The sequence below is a fragment of the Bullifex sp. genome (genome assembly GCF_034103065.1).
Lineage (GTDB): Bacteria > Spirochaetota > Spirochaetia > Sphaerochaetales > Sphaerochaetaceae > Bullifex.
Genome location: NZ_JAXEGN010000178.1, coordinates 1 through 4,736 on the forward strand (window position 1 = coordinate 1; position 4,736 = coordinate 4,736).

Annotated in this window: 4 protein-coding genes; 3 read left to right on the forward strand and 1 reads right to left on the reverse strand. The window is 36.3% G+C overall.

The features are described from left to right. On the forward strand, window positions 1-1,533 hold a 1,533-nt coding region (locus SOY52_RS06915; protein WP_320848230.1), incomplete at its 5' end, for a bifunctional metallophosphatase/5'-nucleotidase. Between the two features lie 66 nt (window positions 1,534-1,599). Here the strand turns inward: SOY52_RS06915 and SOY52_RS06920 are convergent. Then, entirely contained in the window at window positions 1,600-2,481 is an 882-nt protein-coding gene (locus tag SOY52_RS06920; RefSeq protein WP_320848231.1) for a VIT1/CCC1 transporter family protein, read from the reverse strand. A 207-nt stretch (window positions 2,482-2,688) separates the two neighbouring features. Here SOY52_RS06920 and SOY52_RS06925 point away from each other — a divergent pair, with 207 nt between their 5' ends. Together SOY52_RS06925 and SOY52_RS06930 are read left to right on the forward strand one after the other, a co-directional pair. Continuing rightward, on the forward strand, window positions 2,689-3,546 hold the full coding sequence (locus SOY52_RS06925) for an Rpn family recombination-promoting nuclease/putative transposase (RefSeq protein WP_320848232.1): 858 nt from the start codon (window positions 2,689-2,691) through the stop codon (window positions 3,544-3,546). 98 nt (window positions 3,547-3,644) lie between these two features. Next, a complete protein-coding gene (locus tag SOY52_RS06930) occupies window positions 3,645-4,676 on the forward strand; it encodes an IS1595 family transposase (protein WP_320848233.1) in 1,032 nt (343 codons plus the stop codon). The last annotated feature ends 60 nt before the right edge of the window (window positions 4,677-4,736 follow it).

Here is a 4,736-nt window from a genome sequence, read left to right on the forward strand (position 1 = left end):
GATATTCAGGGTACAATCATGACAGATGACCTTGCAAATAAGGATCCAGATTCATTACATCCAGTTATCGCTGCAATGAATTATATGGGCTATGATGCTATGACACTTGGTAACCATGAATTCAACTGGGGTATTACTTCAATGAAGAAAATCCTTTCTAAAGCAGATTTCCCTGTTCTTGCTGCAAATGTAAAGAATGCAAAGGGTAAGTATGTTACTGGTGCTGGTACAACAATCATTAATCGTGATGGTGTAAAGGTTGCAGTAATTGGTGTTGTTACTCCAGATGTTCCAATTTGGGATGGCGGTAAGGAAGGTATTGAAGACTATATCTTCGAAAGCGCAGCTTATGCAGTAAAAGATGAAATTGCAAAGCTTGATAAAGATGTAGATATCATTATTGTATCTGCTCATATGGGTACATATGCTGAGTTTGATGAAGATAATGGTTCAGACTCTGGCCTCAAGATTTTGGAGGTAAACCCAGAGGTAGATGTATTACAGCTTGCTCATAACCACAGTATTGTTAAGGAAAGCTATAATGATGTTCCTGTTGTTGCAACAAGAAATGGTGGTAGAGATATTGCTAAGGTAGTTCTTACTCTCGATGATGATAACAATATTATTTCTTCAACATATGATGTAATTGATATGAAGGATACTGCTCCAAGTGAAGAAATTAGATCTATTCCTGTTGTAAAAGAGCTTCATGAAAAGGCAGTTAATTATGTATCAGGTGTTGGTGAAGATGGAGAAAAAGGACCAGCATTAGGTGTTACTACTGCTAAGTTTCAGCCTGAAAATGAGATTAAGGGACTTCCTGAAGGTAAGCTTAGAGATACAGCTGTAATGGATTTAATTAACATGATTCAGCTTGAAGAATCAGGCGCTGATGTATCAGCTGCAGCACTCTTCAAAGATACATCTGATTTACCTGAAGGTGATATCAACTATGGAAATATTTTTGATATCTATAAGTTTGATAACACCTTATATAGAGTAGCTATGACAGGTAAAGAACTTAAGGGTTATATGGAATGGGCAGCTGCTTGCTACAATCAATGGACTGAAGGTGATATCAACATTTCATTTGATCCAGATCATCCAGGATATCTATATGATATGTTTGCTGGTGTAGACTATGAAATTGACCTTTCACAGCCAGCTGGTTCAAGAATTAAGAATGTAATGTTTAATGGTAAGCCTCTTGAAGATGATCAGATTGTAAAGGTTGCAGTTAATAACTATAGATATTCATCTGCAATTAAGGGTCAAGGTCTTGCAGCTGGTAAGAAGGAATGGGAGTCTTCATCATCTATTAGAGATATGATTGTTGCTTACTTCGCAGCTAATTCTCCTGTAACTCCAAGTGTTGATAACAACTGGAAGATTGTAGGTGTTGATCTTAATCTTGATGATCCAAGAAGAGCTGAGCTTGTTGAATTAATTAATTCAGGTAAACTTGAAACTCCATATGCTAAGAGCTATAACCTCAAGGATTATGATGAGTTAATTAAAAAAGCTGGTAATTAATACCTAACTAGAAAAGATAGGGGCACATGTGATTTGTGCCCCTTCAGTTTTTCTAAAGTAAAAAAATTAAATATCGATTCCTAAGAATTGCTTAACTAGGATACCGATAATAAATGAGATTGCTGCAACTGATAAACTAATTCCAGCCATTTCAAAGAATCTTTTCTTAAATGATAACTCTTTTGCAACTGAAACGTAGTAGCTAAAGCCTGCTATTATCAAGACAACAGTTAAAAGCATAATTGCTAGAGAAACCATAAACATTGATGATGGCAAAAGAAGGTATGGGAGTATCATGAGGGTAACGGTAATTACATATGCAATACCTGTGTAGAGTGCACTCTTAAATGGCTTTTCTTCTCCATCGCTCTTTGCTGATAGGTATTCACTTGAACCCATAGAAAGAGTTGCACTAATTCCTGTTATAAGTCCTGATAAAGCAATAAGCTTGTTGTTTTGAAGGGCAAAGGTGAGACCTGCAAGTGTACCTGACAATTCTACAAGTGCATCAGAAAGTCCAAGAACCATAGAGCCAACATACTTTAGTCTTTCTTCATCAAGAATATTTAGTAGTTCTCTTTCATGTCTATCTTCATCTTCACTAATTTTCTTGGCTTCAGGGATTTCTTTTGAAATTTCATCATAAACCTTGGTTGCACCCTTTTCACCACTTTCCATCTTTTTAAGTGCGAATGTATAACCCAAGATTCGAGCAATTAAAGTCCATTTTCTAACTTGTCCCATGCGAGGCTTTACATCTTCATTTGTATAAGATTTCCAAACTTCAGCGTGACGACGCTCATCTTTTGCAATATTTAAAAGAGTTTCTTTATCCTTCTTATCTTTTACAAAGCGAGCTATGCGTTCATATACTAAAGCTTCAGTAAGTTCGTTTATCTGAAAACCTAACACTATTTCTTTTGTTTTTTTACTTAATTGTTTTTCCATAGAAATGCTTATACCACCAAAACTAATAAATTTAAAGATAGGATTTATATGTGTAATTGCTAAATTAATAAATTATTTTTAATTTGTTTTGTTTTATAAAAATATTAATCATAAAAATCTTTATATTGTATGTTTACCATTTATTTGGGTTCATATTTTTAACAACTTTTTTCTTATTATTAATATATGACAATAAAGGAGAAGACCATGGCAAAGGAAAAAGATCGTGCAGCAAAGAAATTTTTTTCTGATCCTAAGATTTTTTCAGAGTTTGTCAATTTATCTCTATTTAATGGAGAAAATAGGATAAAAGCTGAAAACTTAAGAGAAATAGATCCTGTTAAGTCTACTGTGTTTACTAAGAATAAATCTTTAGAGGTTTTAGTAGATAATCTTTTTGATTCAACAATTAAAGAGAATAATGATAATGTATATGCAATCTTTGGGCTTGAATCACAAGCATATAGTGATAAGCATATGGTAATTAGAGCTGGTATTGCGTCACTATTAATCTATGATAATCAAATAGTTTCTTCTAAGAAAGAGAAGTTAAAGCCTGTATATATCATAGTATTTAATATGCTAGATAGAAAATGGAGCGAGGTAACAGATTTAAGAGAACTATTATCTCAAGATACAATAAAGGTCTTTGGGTATCCTTTAGTAAATTCGGGTTATCATGTTTTAGATCCACACAAATTAAAGGATGATAATCTTGAGAAAATTAATAAGCCCTTGAAGCTTGTATTAAATATCATTAAAAATCAAGGAGATAAAGACGCTCTTTTAAGCTATATTAATAGTGAAGAGGCCTTTAAGAACCTTGATGATAAAACAGCAAAATTATTGGAAACAATAATGAAAGTAGATATTCCATTCGACGGAGGATATAACATGTGTAAAGCAATTGAAGATATAAAAAGTGAAGTTAAGCTTGAAGGAAAAAATGAAGCTTATTATGAGTTAACTAAAGATGGAGTAATTACAAAAGAAACTGCTGCTAAAAAGCTAAATATTTCAGTTGAGAAATATGAAAAGGATATGAATGCTTATTTTGTTAAGTAATTATTTTCCCCTTATTTGAAAATCGGTGACTTCTGGATTTACCACGACACTATATGTCCTGGTAACTGTGTGACAATGAAAGCACAGGAGCAGGACATATGGACAAGACAGCGGCAATTGAGAGTTTCCTCGGGGAATACGGACTTACGGAACTTCAGATATCAACCATACTGAAACTCTTTGAATCTTATCTGGCAGACAACAGCATTGCAAAAAAGGACGGTGTTTTTGAAGTCTGTCCCAAGTGCGGCAAGGTTCATCCCATGATCGTGAAAGGCGGAAAGGCCGGAAGCGGGAAACAGATGTACAGATGCACGCACTGCGGCAGAAGGTTCACTGAAGATCATGGTACCATCATGCATTACTCCCATCAGGGAGATGATGCATGGAAAGTGCTCATGATGGATACCATCAACGGAGTATCGCTGAAGAAGACTTCGGAAATACTCAGCCTCAATATTGAAACAGTATTCAGCATGAGGCACCGTTTCCTTTGTTCCCTTGAGAAACATGCTGATAACATGAAGGTAAGCGGAAACGTCCAGCTTGATGAAACCTTTGTCTCAGGATCACATAAATCCAGACATATTGAAGGAAAGGCACTCAAAGATGACGGGAAGACACTCAAAACACGTGGAGTCTCCAAAGAGAAGGTGTGTCTTGCTACCATGGTCGATGACAATGGAAGTGCCTTTGCAAGATCATACAATGCAGGACAGCTTACATCAAAGGAAGCCCTTAATCTTGCCTCCCATATTGCAGGTTCCTGCAGCATGACAACCGATGGCACATCCGTTTATGATCAGCTGGCATCAGCAACCGGTTCGTTTCACCGGAAGACTGAAGACAGGAAGGATTCAAAGGCAGAAGTCAATCTTAACAGGATCAACAGCTTTCATTCCGTGATAAAGAGCTATTACAGACATTACAGGGGAGTAGCCAGCAAGTACATCAACAGGTATGCATCTATGTTTGCCTATGCCTGGAATGTGAACAAAGTTGTGAAGGAAGGTGAAAGGTATGAGCATGCTCTCAGCACTGTCAGGAAGGATGGCATCTCACTCACCGGAGATGAAATCAGGGACTACAGGTTATACGCTCCGGCCGACCTGATCTACAGGACTGCCTAGGTCACTGATTTCCGAATATGGAGAAAAAAATCAGGCGTTTCCGAGTATCCTGGCAACCCC